Source organism: Lysobacter sp. Root983 (genome assembly GCF_001429345.1).
Lineage (GTDB): Bacteria > Pseudomonadota > Gammaproteobacteria > Xanthomonadales > Xanthomonadaceae > Lysobacter.
In genome coordinates this window covers 277,093-301,444 of record NZ_LMJO01000012.1, presented here as the reverse complement: position 1 = coordinate 301,444, position 24,352 = coordinate 277,093, and the positions used below count along the sequence as shown (strand labels likewise).

Annotated in this window: 20 protein-coding genes; 13 read left to right on the top strand and 7 right to left on the bottom strand. The window is 70.4% G+C overall.

Annotation, left to right across the window (positions count from 1 at the left end):
- Positions 1 to 16: 16 nt before the first annotated feature.
- The 9 genes from dprA (at position 17) to ASE43_RS08645 (ending at position 9,989) form a co-directional block, all read left to right on the top strand.
- Positions 17 to 1,159 (top strand): DNA-processing protein DprA, encoded by a 1,143-nt coding sequence (dprA, locus tag ASE43_RS08685; protein ID WP_057160187.1) that lies wholly within the window; start codon positions 17 to 19, stop codon positions 1,157 to 1,159.
- Positions 1,160 to 1,237: 78 nt separating this feature from the next.
- Positions 1,238 to 1,726: a DUF494 family protein gene (locus ASE43_RS08680; RefSeq protein WP_056177988.1), complete on the top strand. Its 489-nt coding sequence runs from the start codon at positions 1,238 to 1,240 to the stop codon at positions 1,724 to 1,726.
- 96 nt (positions 1,727 to 1,822) lie between these two features.
- Positions 1,823 to 2,605, top strand: a complete 783-nt coding sequence (locus ASE43_RS08675) for a GYF domain-containing protein (RefSeq protein WP_057160186.1) — start codon at positions 1,823 to 1,825, stop codon at positions 2,603 to 2,605.
- 6 nt (positions 2,606 to 2,611) lie between these two features.
- Positions 2,612 to 3,544: an RDD family protein gene (locus tag ASE43_RS08670; protein WP_057160185.1), complete on the top strand. Its 933-nt coding sequence runs from the start codon at positions 2,612 to 2,614 to the stop codon at positions 3,542 to 3,544.
- A 204-nt stretch (positions 3,545 to 3,748) separates the two neighbouring features.
- Positions 3,749 to 6,283 (top strand): DNA topoisomerase I, encoded by a 2,535-nt coding sequence (locus ASE43_RS08665; RefSeq protein ID WP_082607190.1) that lies wholly within the window; start codon positions 3,749 to 3,751, stop codon positions 6,281 to 6,283.
- 409 nt (positions 6,284 to 6,692) lie between these two features.
- Positions 6,693 to 7,775, top strand: a complete 1,083-nt coding sequence (locus tag ASE43_RS08660; protein ID WP_235568715.1) for a lytic polysaccharide monooxygenase — start codon at positions 6,693 to 6,695, stop codon at positions 7,773 to 7,775.
- 237 nt (positions 7,776 to 8,012) lie between these two features.
- Positions 8,013 to 8,582 carry a Sua5/YciO/YrdC/YwlC family protein gene (locus ASE43_RS08655; RefSeq protein ID WP_057160183.1) on the top strand — a complete coding sequence of 190 codons (570 nt, stop codon included), beginning with the start codon at positions 8,013 to 8,015 and terminating at the stop codon, positions 8,580 to 8,582.
- 76 nt (positions 8,583 to 8,658) lie between these two features.
- Complete coding sequence (locus ASE43_RS08650; RefSeq protein ID WP_057160182.1) at positions 8,659 to 9,336, top strand: DUF4124 domain-containing protein; 678 nt, start codon at positions 8,659 to 8,661, stop codon at positions 9,334 to 9,336.
- A complete protein-coding gene (locus ASE43_RS08645) occupies positions 9,336 to 9,989 on the top strand; it encodes a DUF4124 domain-containing protein (protein ID WP_057160181.1) in 654 nt (217 codons plus the stop codon). Before ASE43_RS08650 ends, ASE43_RS08645 begins: the two co-directional genes overlap by 1 nt.
- Before the next feature lie 261 nt (positions 9,990 to 10,250).
- Here the strand turns inward: ASE43_RS08645 and ASE43_RS08640 are convergent, their stop codons facing one another.
- Entirely contained in the window at positions 10,251 to 11,027 is a 777-nt protein-coding gene (locus ASE43_RS08640) for an SDR family oxidoreductase (RefSeq protein ID WP_057160180.1), read from the bottom strand.
- A 120-nt stretch (positions 11,028 to 11,147) separates the two neighbouring features.
- On the opposite strand from ASE43_RS08640, the gene ASE43_RS08635 reads away from it, so the two are divergent.
- Positions 11,148 to 11,396 carry a hypothetical protein gene (locus tag ASE43_RS08635; protein ID WP_057160179.1) on the top strand — a complete coding sequence of 83 codons (249 nt, stop codon included), beginning with the start codon at positions 11,148 to 11,150 and terminating at the stop codon, positions 11,394 to 11,396.
- 144 nt (positions 11,397 to 11,540) lie between these two features.
- On the opposite strand, the gene sppA is transcribed toward ASE43_RS08635, so the two are convergent.
- Positions 11,541 to 13,430, bottom strand: coding sequence for a signal peptide peptidase SppA (gene sppA, locus ASE43_RS08630; RefSeq protein ID WP_057160178.1), 1,890 nt, complete (start codon positions 13,428 to 13,430; stop codon positions 11,541 to 11,543).
- Between the two features lie 130 nt (positions 13,431 to 13,560).
- Positions 13,561 to 14,967 (bottom strand): MATE family efflux transporter, encoded by a 1,407-nt coding sequence (locus ASE43_RS08625; protein ID WP_057160177.1) that lies wholly within the window; start codon positions 14,965 to 14,967, stop codon positions 13,561 to 13,563.
- 124 nt (positions 14,968 to 15,091) lie between these two features.
- Between ASE43_RS08625 and ASE43_RS08620 the strand changes: the two genes are divergently transcribed.
- Positions 15,092 to 16,585 (top strand): DUF3667 domain-containing protein, encoded by a 1,494-nt coding sequence (locus ASE43_RS08620; RefSeq protein ID WP_057160176.1) that lies wholly within the window; start codon positions 15,092 to 15,094, stop codon positions 16,583 to 16,585.
- The gene (locus ASE43_RS22135) at positions 16,582 to 16,893 is read left to right on the top strand and encodes a DUF4286 family protein (protein WP_057160175.1); all 312 of its coding nucleotides are present in this window, start codon (positions 16,582 to 16,584) and stop codon (positions 16,891 to 16,893) included. Before ASE43_RS08620 ends, ASE43_RS22135 begins: the two co-directional genes overlap by 4 nt.
- A 496-nt stretch (positions 16,894 to 17,389) precedes the next feature.
- Here ASE43_RS22135 and ASE43_RS08610 read toward each other — a convergent pair whose 3' ends face one another.
- Both ASE43_RS08610 and ASE43_RS08605 read right to left on the bottom strand, forming a co-directional pair.
- Positions 17,390 to 18,049 (bottom strand): DUF3106 domain-containing protein, encoded by a 660-nt coding sequence (locus ASE43_RS08610; protein WP_057160174.1) that lies wholly within the window; start codon positions 18,047 to 18,049, stop codon positions 17,390 to 17,392.
- A complete protein-coding gene (locus ASE43_RS08605; protein ID WP_057160173.1) occupies positions 18,036 to 19,067 on the bottom strand; it encodes a hypothetical protein in 1,032 nt (343 codons plus the stop codon). Before ASE43_RS08605 ends, ASE43_RS08610 begins: the two co-directional genes overlap by 14 nt.
- 440 nt (positions 19,068 to 19,507) lie before the next feature.
- Between ASE43_RS08605 and ASE43_RS08600 the strand changes: the two genes are divergently transcribed.
- Complete coding sequence (locus ASE43_RS08600; RefSeq protein WP_057160172.1) at positions 19,508 to 21,739, top strand: primosomal protein N'; 2,232 nt, start codon at positions 19,508 to 19,510, stop codon at positions 21,737 to 21,739.
- Positions 21,740 to 21,758: 19 nt separating this feature from the next.
- Here the strand turns inward: ASE43_RS08600 and ASE43_RS08595 are convergent, their stop codons facing one another.
- Positions 21,759 to 23,558 carry a 7TM diverse intracellular signaling domain-containing protein gene (locus ASE43_RS08595; RefSeq protein ID WP_057160171.1) on the bottom strand — a complete coding sequence of 600 codons (1,800 nt, stop codon included), beginning with the start codon at positions 23,556 to 23,558 and terminating at the stop codon, positions 21,759 to 21,761.
- Between the two features lie 59 nt (positions 23,559 to 23,617).
- Positions 23,618 to 24,301 carry a response regulator transcription factor gene (locus tag ASE43_RS08590; RefSeq protein WP_057160170.1) on the bottom strand — a complete coding sequence of 228 codons (684 nt, stop codon included), beginning with the start codon at positions 24,299 to 24,301 and terminating at the stop codon, positions 23,618 to 23,620.
- Between the last annotated feature and the right edge of the window lie 51 nt (positions 24,302 to 24,352).

The following is a 24,352-nucleotide window of genomic DNA, read 5'->3' as shown; positions in this document are numbered from 1 at the left end:
GGGCCAGGCTGTGCGCATGCCCGAAACCGCCGCCGACCGCCACGCCCTGATCGCCCTCGTCGCCGCCGACGGCCCCTGCGCGCCGCGCCGGACCCTGCTGGAGCGCCATGCCAGCCCCGCCGCCGCGCTCGCGGCTGGCCCCGCGGCCTGGCGCCAGGCCGGGCTGGACCCGGCCCAGATCGCGGCCCTGCAGGCCCCGGACGCGGCCGTGTCGGCGCGCGCCCAGGCCTGGCTGGACCGGCCCGGCCACCACCTGCTCGGCTGGCGGCATCCGGACTACCCCGCGCTGTTGCGGCGCGCGCCGAATCCGCCGCTGGCCCTGTTCGTGGCCGGCGATCCGGTCCGCCTGTGGCACCCGGCCGTGGCCGTGGTCGGCAGCCGCGCGCCCACCCCGGGCGGGCGCGACAACGCCGCGGACTTCGCGCGCGCGTTCGCCGGCGCCGGCCTGGGCGTGACCAGCGGGCTCGCGGCCGGCATCGACGCCGCCGCGCACCAGGCCGCGCTGGACGCGGAGGGGCTGACCGTGGCCGTGCTCGGCACCGGGCCGGACCTGGCCTATCCGCGCGCCAATACCGCCCTGCACGCGCGCATCGCCGAGGTCGGGGCGGTGGTCAGCGAACACCTGCCGGGCACCCAGGGCCGGCCTTCGCACTTCCCCTCGCGCAATCGCATCATCGCCGGCCTCAGCCTGGGCACACTGGTGGTCGAGGCGGCCGAACGCTCCGGCGCGCTGATCACCGCGCGTCTGGCCGCCGAGGCCGGGCGCGAGGTGTTCGCCCTGCCCGGCTCCATCCACAACCCGCTCGCGCGCGGCTGCCATCGCCTGATCCGCGACGGCGCCGCCCTGGTCGAAAGCGCGGTGGAGCTGACCGTCGCCCTGGCGCCGCTGGCCCAGGAGCTGGCCGCCGACTTGCGGCTGCGTCTGAACGCCCCCATACAGTGCGGCCACACGCTCGTCACGAGGCCCGTTCAGGATGAACGCCTCGATGATCGCGACTACCAGTCCTTGTGGAACGCGCTCGGCCACGACCCCACCGGTATGGATCGCCTGGTCGAGCGGACCGGATTGACGCCTGCCGTACTGTCCTCCATGCTGCTGCTCATGGAGCTTGAGGGTCGCGTAGCGGCGCAACACGGCCGTTACTTCCGCAACCGCTGAGCCACTCTCTGTGCAGGGGCCCAGCGGTCGTCAGCCACTCCGGACCCACCGCGCCGCATGCGGCGCAGGCCGAGGGAAATGAAAGAGAGCATCCTGGACGTCCTGCTGTACCTGTTCGAGCATTACTTCACCGACGATGCGGACCTGGTCCGCGACCGCGATTCGCTCCGCAGCGGCCCCCTGTTCGACGAATTGGGCCAGGCCGGTTTCAGTCCCGCCGAAATCAACAAAGCCTTCGAGTGGCTCGATGCGCTGGCCCAACAGCGGCCGGGCGTCAGCGCGCCGCGCGCGAACGGCCCGACCCGCATCTACTTCGGCCCCGAGCTGGACAAGCTCGATGTCGAATGCCGCGGTTTCCTGATGTTCCTGGAACAGCACGGCATCCTCGACGCCGACCAGCGCGAACTGGTGCTGGACCGCGCGATGGCGCTGGATCAGGACGAGCTCGATCTGGACGACCTCAAATGGGTCGTGCTGATGGTGCTGTTCAACCAGCCGGGGTCGGAAGCGGCCTACGCCTGGATGGAGACCCAGATGTTCGAGGACGAGCCCGAACCGGTACATTAAGCGCGCACGAATCAAGCGCGCGGCGCCTGGGGAGGCGCCGCGCGGCGTCGACTCCGTGGCTGCGCCTCATCAAGGACGACTCCAGGGGGAGCGAAGATGGCGGATTGGTATTACCACGATGCGGCGCAAGGCCGTGTCGGACCTTTGAGCGCGGAAGACCTGCAGGCGCGCTATCGCGAACGCCGCATCCAGCGCGACACCCTGGTATGGCGCGAAGGCCTGCGCGAATGGCAGCCGCTGGACCGTCTGTCCGAGGAGCTCGGCCTGGACGGCATCCAGCAAGACACCGCCAAGCCGCCGCCGCTGCCGCCGGGCGGCCCGATCGGCGTCAGCGCCAGCACCGCCTATGCCGGCCCCGCCGCCGGCGCGGGCAGCGGCAGCGTGCGCACCGACGTGCGCTATTCGGCGCCGCCCAAGCGCGGCATGTCCGGCTGCCTGATCGCCGTGATCGTGCTGGCGGTACTGGCGGTGCCGATGGTCGGGATCCTGGCCGCGATCGCGCTGCCGGCGTACCAGGACTACACCCTGCGCACCAAGACCGCGCAGAGCTTCAACGAAGCCAATGCGGTCAAGCTGGCGGTGGCCGAGCATATGGCCGCCAACGGGCGCTGCCCCAGCAACGGCGACGACGGCTTCGGCGAGGCCACCGACTACGCCAGCGCCACCACCGCGCAGATCAAGATCGGCACCATGCGCAACGGCCACTGCGCGCTCGAAATCGAGCTGCGCGGCATCGGCCCGAAGGTCGACGGCAAGACCATCTGGTTCGAAGCCATCCCCACGGGCGACCGCGTGGACTGGGATTGCAGCGGCGGCGATCTGCCCGCCATCTACCGACCGGGCACCTGCCGCCCGGGCACCTCCATCAGTAACGGCTGAACCGACATGACCGATTGGTACTACAGCGACAGCGACCGCAACCGCCACGGCCCGGTACGCGCCGAAGACCTGGAACAGCTGCATAGCCACGGCCAGCTCTCGCCCGAGACCCTGGTCTGGCGCGAAGGCATGGAAACCTGGCGCCCCTGGCGCGAAATGATCGGCGAAATCATCCCCGGCGCCGGCCGTCCCGCGCCGGCCGCGGCCACCTTCGCGACCGCCTCGGCAGACGCCGCACCGGACGCCGACGCCAACCCCTACGCGATCGCCGAACCGGCCTCGCCCTACGCCCCGCCGCGCGCGGCGCTGGCCGAGACCGCGCAAGTCGTGCAGGGCGGCGAAGTCGTCTATGCCGGCTTCTGGAAGCGCGTCGCCGCCAGCATGATCGACGGCTTCGTGGTCGGCATCGTCGGCGGCATCCTGCAGATGATCCTGATGATGGTGTTCTTCGGCATCGGCGCCGGCCTCAGCGGCAATCCCGAGACCATGTTCGAAAGCGGCGGCGCGATCGCCCTGCTGGTCCTGGTCTACCTGCTGCCGCTGGCGATGCAGGCGCTGTACTTCGGCATGTTCCATTCCTCGGCCAAGCAGGCCACGCTGGGCAAGATGGCGATCGGCATCAAGGTGGTCGACGACAACGGCGGCCGGATCACCCTGGCGCGCGGCATCGGCCGCTTCTTCGCTTATCTGCTGAGCAGCCTGACCCTGGGCATCGGCGTGCTGATGGTGGCCTTCACCGACCGCAAGCGCGGCCTGCACGACATGATGGCCAGCACCCTGGTGGTGGACCAGTGGGCCTACACCGCCCATCCGGAGCGCCAGCGCCACGAGCTGGGCACGGTCGCGACCGTGATCCTGGTGATCTTCGGCGTCCTGATCGCCCTGTACGTGGTGTTCGCGCTGTTCATGCTGGCCGCGGTGGGCCTGGCCAGCCGCTGAACCTGAACGGCTGAAGCTGAATGGGAGCCCGGTCCTAAGCGGCTCCCGGTCGCACTCGCAACGCCCCGCGCTTGACAGCCGGGGCCGCCGCATGGTCCCAATAAAAAAGGAAACCCTGAACGCCCGCGTCTTCATTGCCGCGGGCGTAGCCTTCTTTGCGTTAGTCAGTTGCAGTGCGCCGGCAATGGCCCCTGCGGAGCTCCAATGGCCAAGAACCTCCTCATCGTCGAGTCGCCCGCCAAGGCCAAGACGATCAATAAGTACCTCGGCAAGGACTTCACCGTCCTGGCCTCCTACGGCCACGTCCGCGATCTGGTGCCCAAGGAAGGCGCGGTCGATCCGGACAACCACTTCGCGATGGACTACGCCGTCATCGAGAAGAACGAAAAGCACGTCGATGCGATCGCCAAGGCCGCCAAGAGCGCCGACAACCTGTTTCTGGCGACCGACCCGGACCGCGAAGGCGAGGCGATCAGCTGGCACATCGGCGAGATCCTGCGCGAGCGCGGCCTGCTCGAAGGCAAGCCGCTGCAGCGCGTGGTGTTCACCGAAATCACGCCGCGCGCGATCAAGGAAGCGATGAACCACCCGCGCGCGATCGCCGGCGACCTGGTCGATGCCCAGCAGGCGCGCCGCGCCCTGGACTACCTGGTCGGCTTCAATCTCTCGCCGGTGCTGTGGCGCAAGGTCCAGCGCGGCCTGTCCGCCGGTCGCGTGCAGTCGCCCGCGCTGCGCATGATCGTCGAGCGCGAGGAGGAAATCGAAGCCTTCGTCGCGCGCGAGTACTGGACCATCGAGGCCGAGTGCGCGCATCCCAGCCAGACCTTCACCGCCAAGCTGGCCAAGCTGGACGGCAAGAAGTTCGAGCAGTTCACCATCACCCAGGGCGACACCGCCGAGGACGCGCGCAAGCGCATCGTCGCGGCCGCCAACGGCGCCCTGCACGTCACCGATGTGGCCAGCAAGGAGCGCAAGCGCCGTCCGGCGCCGCCGTTCACCACCTCGACCCTGCAGCAGGAGGCCGCGCGCAAGCTCGGCTTCACCACCAAGCGCACCATGCAGGTCGCGCAGAAGCTGTACGAGGGTGTGGCGATCGGCGACGAAGGCACCGTCGGCCTGATCAGCTATATGCGTACCGACTCGGTCGCGCTGTCCGCCGATGCCCTGGTCGAACTGCGCGACGTGATCGCGCGCGACTACGGCACCCGCGCCCTGCCCGACCAGCCCAACGTCTACAAGACCAAATCCAAGAACGCCCAGGAGGCGCACGAAGCGGTGCGCCCGACCTCGGCGCTGCGCACGCCCTCGCAGGTGTCGCGCTTCCTCGACGACGACGCCCGCCGCCTGTACGAACTGATCTGGAAGCGCACCGTCGCCTCGCAGATGGTGCCGGCCACGCTCAACACGGTATCGGTCGATCTGGCCGCGGGCAGCGAGCACAGCTTCCGCGCCAGCGGCACCACCGTGATCGATCCGGGCTTCCTGGCCGTGTACGAGGAAGGCAAGGACAGCAAGGCCGCCGAGGACGAGGACGAAGGCCGCAAGCTGCCGTCGATGAAGACCGGCGACCGCATTCCGCTGGACCGCATCCACACCGACCAGCACTTCACCCAGCCGCCGGCGCGCTACACCGAAGCGGCGCTGGTCAAGGCGCTGGAGGAATACGGCATCGGCCGTCCCTCCACCTACGCCTCGATCATCCAGACCCTGCTGTTCCGCAAGTACGTGGAACTGGAAAGCCGCAGCTTCCGTCCCAGCGACGTCGGCCGCGCGGTGTCCAAGTTCCTGTCCGGCCACTTCACCCAGTACGTCGACTACGACTTCACCGCCAAGCTCGAGGACGAGCTCGACGCGGTCTCGCGCGGCGAAGAGGATTGGGTGCCGCTGATGGAGCGGTTCTGGGAACCGTTCAAGAAGCTGGTCGAGGAGAAGAAGGAATCGGTCGATCGCAGCGAGGCCACCGGCGCGCGCGAGCTCGGCACCGACCCCAAGAGCGGCAAGCCGGTCAGCGTGCGTCTGGGCCGCTACGGGCCGTACGCGCAGATCGGCACCGCCGAGGACGAGGACAAGCCTACCTTCGCCTCGCTGCGCCCGGGCCAGAGCATGCACACCATCGGCCTGGACGACGCGCTGGAGCTGTTCAAGCTGCCGCGCAAGCTGGGCCAGGACAAGGACGAGGAAGTCAGCGTCGGCATCGGCCGCTTCGGCCCCTTCGCCAAGCGCGGCAGCACCTATGCCTCGCTGAAGAAGGAAGACGATCCGTACACGATCGACCTGGCGCGCGCGGTGTTCCTGATCGAAGAGAAGGAAGAGATCGCGCGCAATCGCATCATCAAGGAATTCGAAGGCAGCGAGATCCAGGTCCTCAACGGCCGCTTCGGCCCCTACATCAGCGACGGCAAGCTCAACGGCCGTATTCCCAAGGACCGCGAGCCGGCGTCGCTGACGCTGGAGGAAGTGGTCAAGCTGATGGAAGAGACCGGCAAGCCGATGCGCGGGCGTTTCGGCAAGAAGACCGCGGCCAAGAAGGACGCGCCGGCCAAGAAGGCGGCGGTCAAGAAGACCGCGGAAAAGAAGCCGGCGGCGAAGAAGGCGGTCAAGAAAGCCGCCAAGAAGACCGCGAAGAAAGCGACCAAGAAGACCGCGGCCAAGACAGCGCCGGTGAAGGCGGTCGAGACCGTGGCGCCGCCCAAGAAGCCGATCAGCACCGCCAAGAAGCTGGTCAAGAAAGCCTCCTGATCGCGCGATCCGACGCCGACGACCACCAAAGCCCCGGCCCGTCCGGGGCTTTTCGCATCCGCGCCGGGCGCGCGCGAAACGTTCGCACCGGTATGGCGTGCAAGCGCACGCGCGTTGCGCATCGCGCTCGCATGAACGCGCTCCACGCCCGACAAGCGTGAGCGCATAGCGAACTGCGCCACAGATTCGCGCGTCCGCGCGCCCTACTATCGAACGCTAGAACAGATCGCGGCCATGTCCCGCGACGTGCGCGACGCAGGACTTCCTGACCGAGGGGGCACCACCCACCCTTCCACTCTTGTCGGGAGTCGACATGACCATCCTCAACACGCGAACGCAGGCCGCTTGCGCCGCCGCGCTCGCCCTGGCCGCCTTGTGGCCGCACGGCGCGGCGCAAGCGCACGGCACCATGATCCATCCCTACAGCCGCGTGTACTACTGCGCGCAGGGCAACATCGAGAATCCCACCGATCCCGCCTGTCGCGCCGCCACCCAGGTCGGCGGCACCCAGGCGTTCTACGACTGGATGAGCATCAACCAGGCCAACGCCAACGACAATCACCGCGCGGTGGTGCCCGACGGCAAGCTGTGCAGCGGCAACAACGCGACCTTCCGCGGCCTGGACCTGGCGCGCGACGACTGGCAGACCACCGACATCGCGGCCGGCAGCTACGAGTTCCAGTTCCGCGGCACCGCGCCGCACGCCACGCGCGAATGGGCGTTCTACATCACCCGCGAAGGCTGGGATCCGAATACGCCGCTGCGCTGGAACGACCTGGAGCACTTCTGCAGCATCGGCAACACGCCCGTGGTCGGCGGCATCTACCGCCTGCAGTGCACGGTCCCGCAGCGCACGGGCCGCCACGTGATCTACAACACCTGGCAGCGTTCGGATTCGACCGAGGCCTTCTACACCTGCATGGACGTGAAGTTCGCCGGCGGCGGCAATCCGCCTCCGCCCCCGCAATGGCGCGACGCCGGCCCGCTGACCGCGCAGAACGATCACCCGATCGGCACCACGGTCAGCGTGCGCGTGTTCAACGCCAACGGCAGCGACGCCGAACGCATCGACACCGTGCTGATGGCCGGCCAGACCAGCGCCGCGGCCTGGCCGCTGCGGGTCGCGCAGAACGTGAACGCGCAAGCCAGCACCGTGCGCATCGGCGTGCTCCAGAACGGCGCGATCACGCCGGTGCCCGCCGCCACCGGTAACCGCGTCTACCTCAACGGCACGGGACGCACCCACCAGATCGACGTGCGTCTACCCGATCCGCCGCAGCCGCCGGAACCGCCGGGCCCCACGCCTGATTACGACTACGTCTATCCGGCCGGCATCGGCCAGTACGTGCCCGGACAGACCGTGGTCAAGGCCGGCGACGGCAAGCTCTACGCCTGCAAGCCCTTCCCCGAAGGCGCCTGGTGCAACATCGACGCCGAGGCCTACCGCCCCGGCACCGGCTGGGCCTGGCGCGACGCCTGGATCGCCTACTGAGCCGCGCGCGACGCAGGGGTTTCGCCCCTGCGTCGCTTGCCGGCGCCGCCTGGCTTTGGGTAGCAGCGGCGCGAGCCACGACCGCGCCATTCGGCCGCCATCGCGAATCACGAATCCTGCTTGGCCCCCGGCGGCCGACTGTCCTCGCTTCGGGATCGCGGCTCACGCCGCTCCTACCCCACAGCAAGCGGCCTCCGATGCATTCCGGCCCCGACCTCCGAATGCGACACTGCGCGCATGAACACCTCCGCGCATTTGACCATCGAAGCCGCCGCCGCCGCGCTGCGCCGTGGCGGCGTGATCGCCTACCCGACCGAGGCCGTCTGGGGCCTGGGCTGCGACCCCTTCGACGAGGCCGCCCTGCTGCGCCTGCTGGCGATCAAGCAGCGCCCGGTCGACAAGGGCGTGATCCTGATCGCCGGCGAGCTGAGCCAGTTCGACGGCCTGCTCGACTGGGACGCGCTGGCGCCGGAACGCCGCGCCGCCGTGCACGCGACCTGGCCCGGCCCGCATACCTGGATCGTGCCCACCACCGCGCGCGTGCCGCGCTGGATCACCGGTGCCCACGACGGCGTCGCCGTGCGGGTCAGCGCGCACCCCAGCGTGATCGCGCTGTGCGCCGCGTTCGGCGGCGCCCTGGTCTCGACCAGCGCCAACCTCGCCGGCGCCCCGCCCGCGCCCACGCGCGCCGCCCTGGACCCGGCCGTGCTGGGCCTGGTCGACGGCGTCAGCGTCGGCGAGACCGGCGGGCTGAGCACGCCGACCCGGATTCGCGATGCTCGCAGCGGCGCCATACTGCGCGCCTGAACGGCGGTCAACGCGGCGGCCCGCGCGTCGTCGGCATCGACTTCCGCGCCGCGGACCACAGGCGCAAGATGCGCGCATGCACCCGCGTCCGCGCCCCTGCCTGCTGTTCGCGCTGCTGGCCCTGGCCGGCAGCGCGCAGGCGGCCGAGGTTACGATCTACCGCTGCACCGACGCCCAGGGCCGCTCCAGCCTGCGCGATACGCCCTGCGCGCGCGGCGAGCAGCAGCAGACCCGATCGATGACGGTGCCACGCGATCCGCCGCCGCGTCCGACCGATGCGGTCGCGCGCGCCGAGCCGGCGCCGGCCGCGGCGCCCGCGCCGCGCCCGCAGGTGATCGTGGTCAACACGCCGCGCCCGATGTACGAGTGCGTGACGCCCGACGGCGACCGTTACACCAGCGAAACCGCCGAGGGTAATCCGCGCTGGGTGCCGCTGTGGACACTGATGCCGGTGATCGCCACCCGCAATCCGCTGGGCGACAACGTCGGCGCGCGCCGGCCTCCGCCCAGCGAGTTCCGTCCCGGTCCGCCGCGTCCGCTGCCGCCGGGGGTGGGATTCGCGTACCCTGCGGGCACCTGGGTACGCGACGAATGCCACGCTCTGCCGCAACGCGAAGTCTGCGCGCGCTTGAGCGACCGCCGCTACGAGCTCGACCGCCGCTACAACAGCGCGCTGCAGAGCGAGCGCGTGCGCATCCAGAGCGAACAGCGCGGCATCGATGCGCGCTTGGCCGACGATTGCGGAGCGTACTGATGCGGTTGCTGTGGAGTTTGGCTTTGCTGGCCCTGACCGGTGCCGCGCAGGCGCAGCAGGTCACGATCTATCGCTGCACCGACGCCAGCGGCGCGCTGACGGTGCAGAACGACGTGCCCTGTCCGAAGGGCAGCAAGCAGGACAAGCGCGTGATCGGCTCGGCGCCGACCACGTCCACGCCGCCCGCGTTCGTCACCCCGATCGGGGCGGCGCCCGCGCCGCCACCGAACGCGGCGCCGAAATCGCCGCCCGCCACGCCGATGCCGGCGAGCACCGCGCCGGCCGCGCCGCCCGCCAGCACGGCGCAAAGGGACGACAGCGCCGTCAGCGACCGTTTGCCGCCGCCGACCCTGTTCGAGTGCCGCACCTTCGACAACGACCGCTACCTCAGCGACAAGGGCGACCAACCCGAGCGCTGCGCGCCGCTGCAGACCTACGGCGTCAACGGCGGCCCCAGCGCGGGCGCCGCCTGCCAGATGGTCACCGACCAGTGCCAGCGCGTCGCCGATGGCGCGTTGTGCGAGAGCTGGCGGCAGCGCCTGCGGCAGGCCGAGTCGCAGTTGCGCTTCGGCCCCGCCGATCAGCGCGCGGGCGCGCAGGCAGACGTCGAGCGCATGGGGCGGATCGTGCGCGAGAGCACTTGCGGGCAATAGGCTGGGTTGTCGCGCGTCGCGGCGATGCGCGTGCTGGCAAGAGCAAATCCCCCTCAATCCCCCTTTTCAAAGGGGGAGGCAGAGCGGTGGGCTCGCCTGGCTTTAAAAGCAAATCCCCCTCAATCCCCCTTTTTCAAAGGGGGAGGCGGAGCGGTGGGCTCGCGTGGCTCTAAAAGCAAATTCCCCTCAATCCTTCTTTTTCAAAGGGGGAGGCGGAGCGGCGGGCCCGCGTGGCTCTATGCGCGTCGCGCCACGCCCGCTTCAGAATCCGTAGCGCAGGAAGCCGCCGTCCACCGCGATGCATTCGCCGGTGATGTAGCCGGCCGCGGGCAGGCATAGGAACGCGACCGCGGCGGCGACTTCTTCGGCTTCGCCGATGCGGCCCAGCGGCGTGCGCAGCAGCACTTCGTCCAGGTAATCCGGATCGGCGAGCTTGTCGGAGGTGCGGCGGGTGCGGATGTACCAGGGCGCGACCGCGTTCACGCGCACGCCGTCCTCGGCCCATTCGACCGCGAGGTTGCGGGTCATCTGGTGCATCGCGGCCTTGCTCATGCCGTAGGGCGCGCCGGTGCGCACATGGGTGACGCCGGACACGCTGCCGACGTTGACGATGCTGGACGCCGCGTGTCGGGTCAGCAGCGGATGCGCGTAGCGCGACAATTCGAAGGCCGAGAACAGGTTGATCTCGAACACCTGCCGCCATTCGTCCTCGGTGTAGTCGGTGGCCGACTTCACCAGGTTGCCGCCGGCGTTGTTGACCAGGATATGCAGGCCTTCGCCGAAGTCCTCGACCCAGTCCAGCAGTTCGCGGCGCTGTTCGTCGTCGGCGACGTCGGCGACGAAGGCCTGGACCTCGCGCTCGGGGAAATCCTCCAGCAGTTCGGCGCGCGCGGCGTCCAGCGCGGCGATGTCGCGCGCGGCCAGCAGCACGTCGGCGCCGAAGCCCAGCAGTTCGCGCGCGATCGCGCGGCCGATGCCCGCGCTGCCGCCGGTCACCAGGGCCAACTGTCCGTCCAGCCGCCAACGTTTGGGGTCCATGCCTGCCTCCGCCTCCGAATGTGCGGCCGATCGCCGCCGCGTCGCCGTTTTGCGGCGGCCTGCGCTTGTCGCGCGCGGCCGCCGGCGTAGCATAGCCGCGTCACCGACGAGGATGCCGCGATGCGCTCACCGATATCCCGCACCAACCCGCTCCGCCTGGCGCCGCTGGGCGCGGCCACGCTGGCGCTGCTGCTGGCGGCCGGCTGCTCCAAGCCGCAGCCGCCGGAGAAGGAACGCCCGGTCGATCCCAAGGCCACCCAGCTGCGCGACAGCATCCAGCAACCGATCCAGAAGGCGCAGGCGGTGGAGGCGGATGTGCTGGAGGCGGCGGATAAGCAGCGCGGCGCGATCGAAGCGCAGGCGAATTGAAGCAGGAGTGAGCGCGGAGAAGCGAGCGACAGCTTCTGCCCTCACTCACTTCTCGCTTCTCTGCGCTCACTTCTCGCTTCTCCGCGCTGACTTCCAGCAACAAAAAACCCCGCCGAAGCGGGGTTTTTTGTTGCGCCGCAGGACTCAGAGCCCGCAGAAGCAATAGGCCAGCGACTTCACCGGCACGCCGCGGGTCGGCTGCACCGAGCTTTGCAGGAAGCGCAGGTCGGCCGCGGCCTGCGGCATGGCCTTGCCGATCAGGCTGCGCGCCAGATCGGAGTCGTTGCGCAGCCAGGCCGCGCCGATGCGGCTTTCGGCGAAGCCGGTGAAGAAGCGTTCGAACGGGGTCGCGCTCTTCTCGATGTAACGCAGCTGATACTCGTCCTTGCCCAGCTTGGCGCGCTTGGCCACGTCCTCGATCGCCACCTGCAGGCCGCCGAAGTCGTCGACCAGGCCGCGCTCCTTGGCCTGCGCGCCGCTCCAGACGCGGCCGCGGGCGATGCCGTCGATCTCTTCCACCGGACGCTTACGCGCGGTGGCGACCTTGCCGGTGAAGTCGCGATAACCCTTGTCGATCACCGACTGGATCACCTGGCCGACTTCCGGCGCCAGCGGGCGGGTGATGTCGAACGCGCCGGCGAAGCGGGTGGTGCCGACGCCGTCGGCGCGCACGCCGATCTTCTCCAGGGTGCGCGGGATGGTCGGGATCATGCCGAAGATGCCGATCGAACCGGTGATGGTCGAGGGATCGGCGTAGATCTTGTCGGCGTTCATCGAGATCCAGTAGCCGCCCGAAGCGGCCAGGTCGCCCATCGAGACCACGACCGGCTTGCCGGCGGCCTTGAGCGCGACGATCTCGCGGCGGATCTGCTCGGAGGCGAACACTTCGCCACCGGGCGAATCCACGCGCAGCACCAGCGCCTTGACGTTTTCGTCGTCGCGGGCCTCGCGCAGCAGCGCGGCGGTCGACACGCCGCCGACCGTGCCCGGCGGCTGCTCGCCGCCGCTGATCTCGCCCTCGGCGACCACCACCGCGATCTGCGGGCCGGTGACGGCCGCGGCCGACAGCGCCGCGTTGTTGAGGTGGGCGAGGTAACCGTCCAACGAAATCTGCTGGAAACCGCCTTCGGCGTCCTCATCGGCCACGCCGCGCTCGATCAGCAGGTCGTCGACCTGCTCGCGCGTCTTCAGGCCGTCGACCAGCTTCTGCTGCACGGCGTACTTGGCCAGATCGCCCTGCGCGGCCTCGATCTGGGCCGGCATCTGGTCGATGTCGGCGGCGATCTTGGCGGCGTCGAGCTTGCGCGCCTTGGCGATGTCGGCCAGGTAGCGCTGCCACACGTCGTTCATCCAGTACAGGTCGGCTTCCTTGGCTTCCGGCGAGGCCGCATCGAGCACGTAGGGCTCGGCTGCGGACTTGTACTCGCCGACCTTGAACAGGTGCACGTCGACGCCGAGCTTTTCCTGCAGGCCCTGGCGGTAGTACAGGCGATAGCGGCCCAGGCCCTCGAGCATCAGGCCGCCCATCGGATCCAGATAGACCTCGTTGGCCTGCGCGGCCAGCAGGTACTGCTTCTGATCCATGGCTTCGCTGAAGGCGATCACCTGCTTGCCGGACGCGCGCACGCGCGCGATCGCGGCGGCGACGTCGCGCATCGAGGCCATGCCGCTGCCCTGGAGCTGGTCCAGGCGCAGCACCACGCGGTTGATGCGCTTGTCGTCCTTGGCCGCGTCCAGCGCGCGCAGCAGGTCGCGCAGCTGCACTTCGCCGCCCTTTTCGCCCAGCGCCTTGCCGAGCGCGCGCGAGGCCGGGTCGCTGCTGTACTGCTCGACCAGGGTGGCCTCTGGCGCGATCACCAGGGTGGTGCCTTCCAGCAGCGGTTTGATCCGCCCGGCCGAACTCATGGCGATCAGGAACAGGAACAACAAGGTGAAGAACACCAGGTTGAAGATCAGCCGGCGGGTGAAATTCATCGCATCCCAGAGGCCGACGAAAAACCGGGCCACCGGGCCGCGACGCGAGGTATCGTTCATTGCGCACACTCCATTAGACGTACGCAGCGTACCGCGACCCGGGGTTTTTCTTCATCCGCCATTCGTAACGCGGATTTTTCGCATACGGCCAAGACCGGCGGGCCGGGCCGGCCAGGGCCAGGCCCGGGATTCAGGCCTCGGCCTGCAGGGCCGGGGCCTGCGGGGCCTGGCGGGCGGCCCGCTCGGCGATCCGGCGCGGGTGGCTGGAGCGTACGAAGCGGGTGCACAGCAGGACCGAGGCCACGGTGAGGCCGGCGATCAGGCCGATCCACATGCCCTTCGGGCCCCAACCCAGGCCCAGGCCCGCGCCCAGCGGCATGCCGATGCCCCAGTAGGCCAGGGCGGCCAGCAGCATCGGCACCTTGGTGTCCTTGAGCCCGCGCAGGGCGCCGGCCGACAGCACCTGGATCCCGTCCGGGAACTGGAACGCGGCCGCGTACAGCAGCAGCGACGCGGCCAGGGTCGCGACCGCGGCATCGGCGGTGTAGAAGCCGACCAGGAAGTCGCTGGCGCTGAACAAGACGATGCCCGACACCAGCTGGGTGCCCAGCACGATCGCGTAGCCGGCCGCGGCCGCGCGCCGCACGCCGTGCAGGTCGTTGCGGCCCAGCGAGTGGCCGACCCGCACCGTGGTCGCCTCGGCCAGGCCCATCGGGATCATGAAGCACAGCGCCGACAGGTTGATCGCAATCTGATGCGCGGCCGCGGGCACTTCGCCCAGGCGGCCGATCAGCAGGGCGGTGACGATGAACAAGCTGCCTTCCATCAGCACGGTCACGCCGATCGGCAGACCGGTGGCGAGCAGGCCACGGATGGTCGGCCAGTTCGGCGGATCGAAGCGCTCGAACAGTTTGAGATCGGCGAAGCGCTTGGCCTTCCACAGCACCACCGCGAACGCGATCGCCTCGATCCACAGCATGATCGCCGAGGCGATGCCCAGGCCGCCGGCGCCCATTTCCGGGAAACCGAGCTTGCCGAAGGTCAGCACGTAGCCGATCGGCAGCAGCACCAGCAGGCTGCCGGCGCTGATCAGCATGGTCGGCAAGGTCCAGTGCAGGCCCTCGGCCATATAGCGCATGCAGAAGAACAGGGTCAGCGCGAACACGCCCCAGCGGATGCCGTGCAGGAAGTCGCGCGCGCCCGGAATGATCTCCGGCGCCATGCCCATCGGCGCCAGCGCGTGCGGGATGAAGGTCAGGAAGGCGAACAGCAGCACGCCCAGGCCCAAGGCCAGCCATAGCGCCTGACGGAACAGCGCGCCGATTTCGCCGCGGCGGCCGGCGCCGTCGAGCTGCGACACCGACGGCGGCACCGACAGCAGGGTGCCGATCGGAATCATCATCGGCAGCCACCACAGCGCGGTGCCGATGGTGACCGACGCGAGCGTGGTCGTGCTGTGGTGCCCGGCCAGGACGTTGTCGATGAAGCCGATCAGGCCGGTGGACACGTGGCCGGCGACCAGCGGCGCGGCGAGCAGGGCGGTGGTGCGGATTTCGCCCGACAATCCGGGGCGCACGGAAGAGGAAAGAGACGACATGACGCGGAACCAGAACCACGACTTCGGCCGCGCAACCGCAAAGGGCGCTGGCGCCGGGCCATAGCAGCCCGCTATCTTACGCGCTCGCCCATGAACGGCCTGGGAGCCGCGAGCGATCGGACCTATGAGCGAAGCCCAAGACCACCCCACGCCGACCCACTGCGAAAACTGCGCGGCGCCACTGCAGGGTCACTACTGCCACCAGTGCGGGCAGTCGATCGTCAATCCGCTGCGCCATGCCGGGCATGCGCTGGAGGAAGTGTTCGAGTCGTTCTGGCATCTCGACGGCCGCATCTTCCGCACCGTGCGCGACCTGCTGTCGCCGGGCCGGGTCGCGCTCAATTACCTGCGCGGTCATCGCGTGCGCTACGTGCCGCCGCTGCGGCTGTTCGTGATCCTGAGCGTGCTGACCTTCTTCATCGCCCAGTTCACGGTGCATTTCGGCGAGGACGATGGCGGCAGCTACAAGGGCAACGGCCCTATGGTCATCGACGGCAAGAAGGTACGCCTGGGCCGCACCGGCGAACGCATCGAGAACGCGCGCAGCGTGTCCGAAGTCGAGAGCGAACGCGCGCAGGCCCTGAAGGAACTCGAAAAGGCGCGCGCCGCGATCCCGGTCGGCCTGCCTGGCGGCGCGCAGGTCGGCATCGCCGCCGGCATCAAGCAGGTCAACGCGATCGCCGACAAGCGCGTGGCCGAACTGCGCGAGCGCGCACGGCCTGACGCCGCCGCCGAGGCCGCCGGCATCGTCGCGCCCTCCCGAGAGGAAGAGAACGCCGCGCTCCCGGCCACGATCGAGAACGCCGACTCGCTGGCCGAGCTGGAAGCCCTGCGCGACGAAAGGCTCAAGCCGCTGCAGGCCGAACGCGCCGGCATCGCCGCCGGCAACGCCACGGCGCTGGCGCGCAACGCCAACGCGATCCGCGATATCAACCGCCGTGCCGGCTGCCGCGCCGCGCAGTTGCAGATCGACCACGCCGTCGACACCGAGGGCGCGCTCAAGCGCAAGGCCGCGACCGACGCGCAAACCTATGGCGACGGCGAATGCAACGAAGGCCTGACCTTCTTCGGCAACGCGCCCTGGGACGCGGAAACCAATCCGGTGGTGATGGCCGGCGCGCCGGAGTTCTTCAACCGCTGGCTCAACAAGCAGATCGGCCGCGGCTACGCCAACTTCAAGCGCGCCACCCAGGACCCCTCGCTGTACGAGCATGCCGCGCTGAGCGCGGTGCCCTCGGCGCTGTTCCTGCTGGTGCCGATGTTCGCGCTGCTGCTCAAGCTGACCTACCTGGGCTCGGGCCGCGGTTACCTGGAGCACCTGGTGGTGGCCTTGTACAGCCACGCCTACCTGTGTCTGAGCCTGCTGGCGATGTTCCTGATGTTCGGCCTGGACGCCTGGATCTCGCCGCATTGGTCCGGCTTCGGCTGGGTCGCCGGCATCGTCGAGGCCGGGCTCTGGCTGTGGATGCCGATCTATCTGCTGCTGATGCAAAAACGCGTGTACGGCAACGGCTGGTTGGTGACCCTGCTGCGCTATCTGGTGGTCGGCGGCTGCTACTTCTTCATGCTGGCGTTCGCGGTGGGCTTCCTGATGATCGCCAGCCTGGTGCGCATGTGAGCGCGGGCGTGGTCTACGAGGTCAACCTCGATCTCGACGCGGCCATCGCCGACGACTACCGCGCCTGGCTGGGGCCGCATACGCGCGAGATCCTGGCCCTGCCCGGCTTTCTCGACGCGCGCATCCACACCCAGCTGGACCCGCCGGCCGAGCCCGGACGGGTGCGCCTGAGCGTGCGCTACCGGCTCGATCGCCAGGAATCGCTGGATGCCTATGTGCGCGATCACGCGCCGCGCATGCGAGCCGACGCAGTGGCGCGGTTCGGCGATCGGTTCAGCGCGACGCGGCGGGTGTTGAGCGAGGATTAAGCGCGGCGCGCGGGCTGGAGCGCGCGAGTACGCACGCAGAACGTCTGCCTTCCCTACTCCCGCTTGCGGGAGAAGGCGCCCGCCAGGGCGGATGAGGGCAGCGCATGCGGTTGCAGTTGCACACGCCCCCCTTCCTCCGCTCGCGGGAGACGGTGCCCGCCAGGGCGGATGAGGGCAGCGCACATGGTTGCATGTTGCACACGCCCCCTTCTCCCGCTTGCGGGAGAAGGTGCCCGCCAGGGCGGATGAGGGCAGCGCATGTGGTTGCAGTTGCACACGCCCCCCTTCTCCCGCTTGCGGGAGAAGGTGCCCGCCAGGGCGGATGAGGGCAGCGCATGTGGTTGCAGCTGCGCACGCGCCTCGGCCCACACCCCAACCCACACCCCGGCCCGCACAGCGGTCGCGCGTTCGCTGCAGCGCGAGCCCATGGCTCGCAAGCGCGGCCCCTCACCCCATGAATGGAAGAGGGACTTGAAGACGGGAGAGGGCTACAGCCCTACTGCCCCAGCTTGTGCCAGAACCACCCCTCGCGCTCGTCCCAACGCGTCGCCAGCAGTTCCCGCCGCAGCGCGTCGCGCGCCTGCGGGGGCGTGCGCTGCACCAGCACCGCCAGGTCCTTGCGCTGCTGCGCACTGAGCTCGCGCAGCACGCGCAGCATCGGCTCGTGCTGCTCCGGCGGCAGCTGCGCCAGCAGGGGCTGCAACGCCGCGTAGTCGAGGCCCAGGCTCGGCCCCAGCAGCCAGCCGCGCTGCAGGCTGCCGTCGAGCGCGTCGTAGCGCGCGCGCAAGGCCTGTTGTTGCTCCGGCGGCAGCGCCGCATAGCGAGCGGCCGCGGCCTGGGCCAGCGCGCGCTCGTCCGCGGGCAGGGCCAGCCAGGCGGCGTAGCGTTCGCGCGCGTTTGCGCGTTCGCGCGCGGGCAGCGCGCTCCAGCGCGCGGCACGGGTGGCGAAGGCGGCGCGTTGCTCGGCGTTCCAGGCCGCCCATTGCGCCGCGTTGGCCTGCAGGCGCGCGCGCGCGTCGGCGGGCAGGCGCTGAGCGAGTTTTTCGTACTCCGGCGGCAAGCTCTGCGCCGCGACCGCGCCCAGCAGCAGGCTCAGGCCCAGGAGGGCAACGGCGCGCAGACAGGCGCGCGGGCGGGCCGCGTCAGCCCGGGACATCGGCGCTCTCCGTTTCGGATTCGGTCGAGGTTTCCGCGCCCGGCGCGGTCGCCGCGTCGGACTCGGCGGGGACCGGCTCGGCGTTCTCGCCGGGCAGGCCCTCGGGGCCGGCGCGCTCGCGCGCAGCCAGCCAACTGTGGAAGGCGAGCTCGCGCGCACCGGCCTCGCCCTCGGGATCGGCCAGCAGGGCGAAGTCGCGGTCGCCGATCAGGCCGGCTTCGTGGCTGTAGCGCGCGGCGGGGGCCTCGGCCTCGGGCAGGGCCTCCACCTGGATGGGCGGGCCGCCCAGCCAGTCGGCGACACCGCCCAGCGGCCACCACCAAGTCGCCGCGAACGCGAGCGCGCACAGCGCCAGCAAGGTCCACAGCAGGGCCATGAGCCAGCGCGGCCGTCGCCCGGCAGCGACGACGGGCGCGTCGCCGCGCTGGCCCTCGGCCGCGACCGGCGCGCCGCGCAAGGCGGCTTCGCGCGCCGCGGTCAGCCGCGTCAGCCGTTCCGGCGGCAGGGTCTTGATGCGGCGATGGATCTGCTCGCGCAGCTGCTGCCAGGCCGCCGGATCGGCGCTGCCGTCGGCGTGGTGCGGCAGCGCGCGCTGCAGGGCCAGGCGGTAGGTCGGCTGGGCCACGCCCAGGGCCGCGGCCGCGTCGGGCTCGGACAGCCCGGCCGCCAGGCGCAGCAGCAGGGCCGCGCGCGGGCCATGGCCGAGTTCGCCGAGGCGGTCGGTGGCGTCCAAGGGGATCGCGACGCGGGTGCGCTGGTGCAGCCCGGGCTGGGCCAGCAGCTGCGACCAGAAGCGGCGCGGCCAGTCGGCCATGGGCGCGGCCTCGATGCCGGCGCGGAAGGCCTGCATCGCCGCCGCCAGGGCCGCGTCGCCGGCGCCGGCGTCGCCCGCCTGCAGCTCGGCCAGGACCGCGCCGCGGCGCTCGACGCCGCGCAGAAATGCGGCCAGCGCGGCCGGCGCGTCGTTCGTGTGCCCGGCGGGACCGGAGGGTGTGGAGCCCGTTGCGGCGGGGCTCATCGCGTACGCATCAGCATGGCCGCATCATAGCGAGGCGGCCGTCGCATAAAACCGCTTGACACGGCGCCAATACCTGCTCCGCGAAGCAGGACGCGGCCTGCAGGAAAAAACGGTTGTGCACAGCGGTAACGGAACCGTCATGGGGCTGAGGAAGAACCCCCAAAAGCCCTGCATTACAACGATGTTTCACGATCAAGCCTTTGATTATCAAAGAGATATACGCATTGGCGATTTTTTCACCAACCTGGCTGCAGAGCTTATTCCAGCGTCATCGCGCAGCCCTGCCGACACGGCATGCACAGATTTATCCACAGCTCGTGTGGATAAGGGTGAATTTTCTTTAAGCACCGCCACTTGCGTGCGCTTTGTCACGGCGGGGGCAGCAATAGGTCGCAACTGCGTCGGCGCCGATTCGCGACCGCGCTCGCTAGACTGAGCGCATGTCCGACGGCTCCGCTCAGTCACTTACACACGTCTGGCGGGTCGCCCTGCCCGTGCCCCTGCCGCGCCTGTTCGATTACCGCCCCGCCGACGGCCTCGAGGCGACGCCTGCCGACGTCGGCATGCGGGTGCGCGTGCCCTTCGGTAGCCGCGAGCTGGTCGGGGTGGTCGCCGACACCGGCGCCGCCGACGCCAGCGCGCCGGAACCCAAATCCGCGCTGAGCCGGCTCGACCCGCAGCCGCTGTTCCACGGCGAGCTGCTGGAGTCGCTGCGCTGGCTGGCCCGCTACACCCATGCCCCGCTGGGCGAAGTGTTCGCGACCGCGCTGCCGGCGCCGCTGCGCCACGGCGAACCGTTGGCCGACACCCACGCCTGGGCCTGGCGGCTCACCGAGACCGGGGCGACCGCGCGGCCGGGCCTGCGCGCGGGCCGCCCGCGCCGCCTCGCCGACCGCCTCGCGGCCGGCCCCTGCGACGAGGACGCGCTGGAACTGGTCGACGCCGCCCACGATCCCGACTGGCGCGCCGCCGCGCGCGCGCTGGCCAAGCGCGGCCTGGCCGAGCGCATCGCGGTGCCGGCCAACACCCTGGCCGCCGCGCCCCAGCCCGGCCCCGCCCTCAACGACGAACAGCAGGCCGCCGTCGACGCCATCCTGGGGGTGCGCGACGGCTTCGCGCCGCTGCTGCTGGACGGCGTCACCGGCAGCGGCAAGACCGAGGTTTATCTGCGCGCGATCGCCGACTGCCTGGCGCGCGGCCGCCAAGCCTTGGTGTTGGTGCCGGAGATCGGCCTGACCCCGCAGACCCTGGCGCGCTTCCGCGCGCGTCTGGGCGTGCCGGTGCATGCGCTGCATTCCGGCCTGGGCGACGGCGAACGCGCGCGCACCTGGGCCGCCTGCCTGCGCGGCGAGGCGCGGGTGATCGTGGGCACGCGCTCGGCGATTTTCCTGCCCCTGCCCGAGGCCGGCCTGATCGTGATCGACGAGGAGCACGACGGCAGCTTCAAGCAGCTCGACGGCATCCGTTACCACGCCCGCGACTTCGCCCTGGTGCGCGCCAAGGCGCTGAACGTGCCGGTGCTGCTGGGCAGCGCGACGCCGTCGCTGGAATCGCTGCGCAACGCCCAGGCCGGCCGCTACGCGCACCTGCGCCTACTGCAACGCGCCGGCGACGCCAAGCCGCCGCGGGTGCGCGTGGTCGACGTGCGCAAGCGCCCGCTCGAGGCCGGCCTATCGCCGGAATTGATCGACACCATCGCGCGCGCGCTCGACGCCGACGGCCAGGTGCTGGTGTTCAAGAACCGCCGCGGCTACGCGCCGGTGCTGATCTGCCACGACTGCGGCTGGAGCGCGCACTGCCACCGTTGCAGCACGCCGACTTCGCCCACGCCGATGACCGTGCACGCGGCCGGACGCCGCCTGCAATGCCACCACTGCGGCGCGCGGCGACCGGCGCCCAACGCCTGCCCGGACTGCGGCGGGCTGGCGCTGCAATCGCAGGGCGCCGGCACCGAGCGCATCGAGGAGGCCTTGGCCGCGCGCTTCCCGGACGTACCGGTGCTGCGCATCGATCGCGGGACCACCCAGCGCCGCGACGCCCTGGAGCAGCACCTGGCCGAGTTCGGCACCGCGCGCGGCATCCTGGTCGGCACCCAGATGCTGGCCAAGGGCCACGACCTGCCGCACCTGACCCTGGTCGCGGTGGTCGGCATCGACGAAGGCTTGTTCAGCGCCGACTTCCGCGCGCCGGAAAAGCTCGCGCAGCTGCTGATCCAGGTCGCCGGCCGCGCCGGCCGCGCGCACAAGCCCGGCGAAGTGGTGCTGCAGACCCATCATCCCGAGCACCCGCTGCTGAGCACCCTGCTGGCCGGCGGCTATGCCGCCTTCGCCGAGCTGGAACTGGCGCAGCGCGAACTGGCCGGGTTCCCGCCTTACGCGCACATGGCCTTGCTGCGCGCCGAGGCCAAGGAAACCGAGATCGCCAACGCCTTCCTGCAGGCCGCGCGCATGGCACTGCGCGAGGTCGGCGACGACAGCCTCGAACTCAACGGCCCGGTGCCGGCGCCGATGCCGCGCCGGGCCGGCTATCAGCGCGCGCAGTTGATCCTGTCGGCGCCGGAGCGGCGCGCGCTGCACGCCGCGCTGGATCGCGCGCTGCCGACGATCCACGCCCTGCCCGAGGCGCGCAAGGTGCGCTGGTCCTTGGACGTGGACCCGGCGGACTTGTACTGAGACGGCCGCGCTGTCGGCCTCAGGCTGGCAGCGGAAAGTCCAGGCGCAGGCCGGTGCCGTGGGGGCCGGACTCGATCCGCAGCTCGCCGCCCAAACGCTGCGCGCGCAAGCGCATGCTGGCCACGCCGGCGCCGCCGTCGGCGGCCTTCGGCGCGGATGCGATGCCTTCGCCGTCGTCGTCGATGCGCAGCTGCAGGCGGTCGTCGACGCGGCGCAGCTGCACCTCCACGCGTCGCGCGCGGCTGTGCTTGAACACGTTGGTCAACGCTTCCTGCAACAGCCGCAGCAGGTCCAGGCTGCGCGCGCTGCCCAGCTCGATCCCATCCAGCCCATCCAACTGCCAGCGGCTGTCGATGTCGGCCGTCTCCAGCAATCGGCCCAGGCGATGCCGCAGCGGCGCCAGTTGCGCGCTCAGATCGGCGTGTTCGCGCGCGGTGCTGTCGATCACCAGGCGCAGGTCGTCGCGCAGGTCCTTGAGGGTAGCGATCACCGCCGCCTTGGGCATGTCGTCCGGCGCCTGCTGCAACTGCGCGATCGCGCCGACCAGGGTGCCGCCAAACCCGTCGTGCAGATCGCGCACCAGTTGCAGGCGCTCGCCGGCGCGGCTGTGCGCAAGCTCCAGCGCGTGCTGGCGCGACAGCGTGGTCGCCAGCTCGGACGTCGCCGTATCGACCTCGCGCTTGAGCTCCAGGTTGAAGCCTTCCACGCGCCGCATCGCGCTCACGAAGCGATAGGACAGCACGAAGCCGATGCCGACCAGGGTCAGTACCGAGGTCAGGCTGAGCCAGTAGGTGGTGCCCTGCACCCAGCCGAAGAACAGCGCGAAATCGCGGAACGAGACCAGCACCGGCAGCAGCAGACAAGCCGCCAGCACCAGCGCGTCGGGGCGCCGGCTGCGCCAGGCCTGGATCAGGAACCAGCCGATGCTGATGTAGTAGAACAAGCCGCCCAGCGCGAACCACAGGTTGCGATGGTGGCCCATCCAGGTCGGCGCCAGCGCGGCCACCAGCAGCGCCAGCGCCGACAGCGCGGCCAGCACGCGCTCCAGGCGCGGATGGCGGCGCTCGCAGTAGCGCAGCAGGAACAGCGCGTAGCAGGCGCCGGCGGCCACGTAGAACGCGGCGTTGAAGGCCTGCCAGGCATCGGTGCCGGACAGCGGCCAAATCTCGGTGGCGATGTGGTTGTAGGCGTACAGCGAGCCGGTCAGTTCGGTCAGGGCGAACCAGCCGTACACGCTGTCCTTGCGCCGCAGCAGCCACATCAGCAGGAACACCCCGCCCAGCACCACCGCCATGGCCAGGTTGATCAGCTTGATGTCGTAACGCAGGAAACGCTCGCTGCGATAACGCTGCTGCAGGGTCTGCGGATCGCCGACCCGCACCGGCCCGGCGCCGGGTTGGTAGGCCGACAGGCCGGACACGCGCAGCCACACGACGTTGTCGCCGGCGCGCAGCAGCGAAGGCGGCAGCAGCACGTAGTGAGGCGTGTTCCAGGTACGCGACAGCGGTTCGAGCAGGTGCGGATCGCGCGCCACCGCTTCGCCGTTGACGTAGATCGCGCCGCTCAGGCTCATGTAGTCGGCCAGCAGCGCGGTCGGCCGCCGCGGATCGTCCTGTTGCCAATGCAGGCGGTACCAGACCACGCCGTCGTGGCCAGGCCAGCGCTGCTGCCACAAGTCCAGCAATCGCACCGGCGTCCAGCCCGAGGCCGGCGGCGCGGCGGCGTTCCAATCCGAACGCACCGCCTCGCCGCGATCGAGCAACCGCACGCCGGCCTCGTCGGCCGCGCGCGTCGACAGCGGCGCCAGCGCCAGAGCCAATACGATCAGCAGCCAGCCCGCGCACGCGCGCGCGCTGTCCGCGCCGGCGCGCCACGGCTTCAGTTGAGCAATCCCAGCGCGCGCGCCTCGAACACCGCCGCCGTGCGCGAACCCACCGCGAGTTTGCGGTAGATGTTCTTGGTGTGGCATTCGATGGTGAGCTTGGACAGCGCCACCAGTTGGGCGATCTCGCGGTTGCTGAAGCCTTGCGCGACCAGACGCAGGATTTCGCGCTCGCGCTCGGACAAGTGCGCCGCGAGCTCGGGTTGCGGCGGCACCGGCGGCGCGGCGCGCGCCGGCGCCTGCTGCACCAGCGCCAGGATCCTGCGCGCGATCAAGGGGTCGATAGGCGCGCCGCCGCGCTGCAGGCTGTGCAGGCACAAGCGCAACTCGTCGTCGTCGCGGTCCTTGAGCAGGTAGCCGATCGCGCCGGCCTGCACCGCCGCCAGTATCGTTTCTTCCTCGGCATAGGCCGACACGATCACCGCCGCGGTCTGCGGCCGCTGCGCGCTCATCCACGCGATCAACTCGATGCCGCTGCCGTCGGGCAATTGCACGTCGACCAGGGCCAGGGCGTAGCGATCCTGTTGCAGCCGCGCATGCGCCTGCGCCAGATCGGCAGCGGTGTCGATGCGCGCCTGCGGACCGGCCAAGGCGCGCATCAGGCCGAGCATGCGCGTGCGTGCGGCAGCCTCGTCCTCGACGATCAGCACCGTACTCAGATCGATGGGCTGCGGTTCCATGCTCTGTCTCGCGCGAGCGGGCGTAACGACCGCGTCAGTGTAGCGCCCGCG